This is a genomic window from Streptomyces sp. SID11385 (assembly GCF_010548245.1).
Lineage (GTDB): Bacteria > Actinomycetota > Actinomycetes > Streptomycetales > Streptomycetaceae > Streptomyces.
In genome coordinates this window covers 1-2,596 of sequence record NZ_JAAGLR010000887.1, presented here as the reverse complement: position 1 = coordinate 2,596, position 2,596 = coordinate 1, and the positions used below count along the sequence as shown (strand labels likewise).

The following is a 2,596-nucleotide window of genomic DNA, read 5'->3' as shown; positions in this document are numbered from 1 at the left end:
GCCGAGGCGGGGCTCGCCGACGCGCTCGGCATCGACCGCTGGGCGCTCGTCGTCGGCGGCTCGATGGGCGGCATGCGGGCCGTCGAGTGGGCCGTCACCCACCCCGCCCGCACCGGGGCGCTGCTCCTGCTCGCGACGGCGGCGGCGGCGAGCGCCGAGCAGATCGCCTGGTCGGGGCTCCAGATCGCGGCGATCCGCGCCGACCCGCACTGGCACGGGGGCGACTACCACGGGACGGGCCGGGGCCCGGTGGGCGGTCTCGCGCAGGCCCGGCGGCTCGCGCACGTCACGTACCGTACGGCGGCCGAACTCCAGGACCGCTTCGGGCGCGCGACAGGCGCCGGGGGCCGGTTCGAGGTCGACGCGTACCTCGACCACCACGCCGCGAAGCTCGTCCGCCGCTTCGACGCGGGCAGTTACGTCGTCCTGAGCGAGTCCATGAACGCCCACGACGTGGGCCGCGAGCGGGGCGGCCTCCGCGCGGCGCTGGCCCGCGTCACGGCGCCCGCGCTCGTGGCGGGCGTCGACTCCGACCGGCTCTACCCGCTGTCCCAGCAACGGGAGTTGGCGGCCCACCTCCCGGGGGCCGACGCGGTGCGCGTGATCGAATCCGCGCACGGGCATGATGGGTTCCTCACCGAGACGGAACAGGTGGGGGCGCTGGTCGGGGAGTTGCTGGCGCCCGGCTGAGAGGGGCGGGGATGACGGCGTACGTCGTGGTGCCGGGGATCGACGGGTCGGACGGGGCGCACTGGCAGAGCTTGTGGGAGGCGGAGTGGGGCGCGGACGCGGTGCGGATCGCGCCCGGGTCGTGGGCGGCGCCGGACCTGGAGGACTGGGTGGGGGCCGTGGGCAGGGCGTACGAGGCCGTGGCCGGGCGGGGACGCGTCGTGCTCGTGGCGCACAGCCTGGGGTGCTGGGCGGTCGCGGAGTGGGTGCGGCGGGCGGGGCCCGAGGGCGTCGCGGCCTTCCTCGTCGCGGCGCCCGACCCGCGCGGCACGGCGTTCCCGGCCCAGGCCGCCCCGGGCTTCGTGCCCCTGCGCGCCGCCGCGCTGCCGTGCCCGGCGGTGCTCGTGGCGAGCGCGGATGATCCTTACTGCACGAGCGAGACGTCGGCGGAACTCGCCGAGGACTGGGATGCCCAGTGGCATCTCGCGGGACGGCGGGGCCACATCAACAGCGCGAGCGGGGTCGGGTATTGGGCGGAGGGCAGGGAGTTGCTGCGGTGGTTCGAGGAGGTGGGAGGCGCCGGTCCCGTAGCGGGGGATCGCTGAGGGCCCCGCCGCGCGGAGGGCGCGCTCCGTACCCGGCGCGTCCGGCGCCCGCGCTCACCTCCCGCCCCTCGGGGGGCTCCGGGGCCCGCCTTCCGTTCCCGGCCGCAGGGGCGCAGAATCGCCCCATGACCACGCCTTCGTCCGGCCCGGCCGCCTCGCCCGTCCCTCCCGCCCACTGGTCCGCGCACTACGAGGCGGGCAAGGACTTCCAGGTGCTCGGCGAGGAGGAGAAGGCCCTGTACCGGCGGGTCGCTTCCGCGGTCGGGGCGGGGCGAGCGCTCGATGTGGGCTGCGGGACGGGCGCGTTGGCCGCCTTCGTCCACGACGAGCTCGGATACGAGACCGAGGGCGTCGACTTCGCGGAAGGGGGCGTCGCCCGGGCGCGGGAGCGGTGCGGGGACCGGATCGCCCTGCGCGTGGCGGACGCCGAGCGGGAGCCCGTGGGCGAGGCCGGGGCCTACGCGCTGGTGACCGTACGGTGCGTCGCTCCCTACTGGGGCGACCGGGCGCGTGTGGTACGGGAGTTGGGGGGCCTGCTCGCCGAGGGCGGCGCGCTCGTCGTGGTGACCCACGTGGCGGAGCGCTTGCCGGAATCGCGCCGGGCGATCGCGCTCGACGAGGACGAACTCGTCGTGCTGGAGGCGGCGTTCGAGGAGTGCGAGCGGTACGACGTCGACGGCCTCGCCGCCCTCGTGCTGCGGCGCCCCGGCGGCGCGTACTCCATCGCCGAGATGGCGGGGGAGCCGGTCGCGCAGGCGATGCTCGGGGCCGGGGTCGTCGTCACGGACCCGGACGGGCGGCTGCTGCTCGGCCGTTCGGCGCGCGGGATGTGGAGCCTGCCCGGCGGGAAGGTGGACGCGGGCGAGTCCGTGACCGACGCGGCCGTGCGCGAACTCGCCGAGGAGACCGGACTCACCGCCACGTCCACCCGCCTGCTCGCCCTCCTCCACGACGACCACGCGGGGCTCCGCCGCGTCACCGCCGCCGTGCGCGCCCTCGCCTGGCACGGCACCCCGCAGGTCACCGAACCCCACCTCTTCCGCCGCTGGGAGTGGCACGGGCGTGCCCAACTCCGCACGCTCGGAGCGCTTTTCACGCCCTCCGCGCACGTCATCGAAGTGGCCTTCCCGGGCACCCTGCCGGGCCTCGCGCTCCCGCACGTCTACCCGCTCGCCCCGCCCGCGTGAACCGGGGCGCGTCGAGCGCGTGGACGTGCGGGAGCGCGGGGCCCGGAGCCGTACTCACCTCGCGGCCGAAGGCTCCTCCGGGGTCGGCCGCGCCCCCGAGCCGGCCCGCCGTGCGTCCGAGCGGGTCGGCCGCGC

At 77.0% G+C, this 2,596-nt stretch carries 3 protein-coding genes; all 3 read left to right on the top strand.

What is annotated here, in order from left to right:
• Nucleotides 1-690, top strand: a 690-nt coding sequence (locus G3I42_RS27175) for an alpha/beta fold hydrolase (RefSeq protein ID WP_164290259.1), incomplete at its 5' end; no start/stop codon positions are given.
• A gap of 11 nt (nucleotides 691-701) precedes the next feature.
• The gene (locus tag G3I42_RS27170; RefSeq protein ID WP_164290256.1) at nucleotides 702-1,274 is read left to right on the top strand and encodes an alpha/beta hydrolase; all 573 of its coding nucleotides are present in this window, start codon (nucleotides 702-704) and stop codon (nucleotides 1,272-1,274) included.
• A gap of 125 nt (nucleotides 1,275-1,399) precedes the next feature.
• On the top strand, nucleotides 1,400-2,461 hold the full coding sequence (locus G3I42_RS38310) for an NUDIX domain-containing protein (RefSeq protein ID WP_164290254.1): 1,062 nt from the start codon (nucleotides 1,400-1,402) through the stop codon (nucleotides 2,459-2,461).
• Nucleotides 2,462-2,596: the final 135 nt, after the last annotated feature.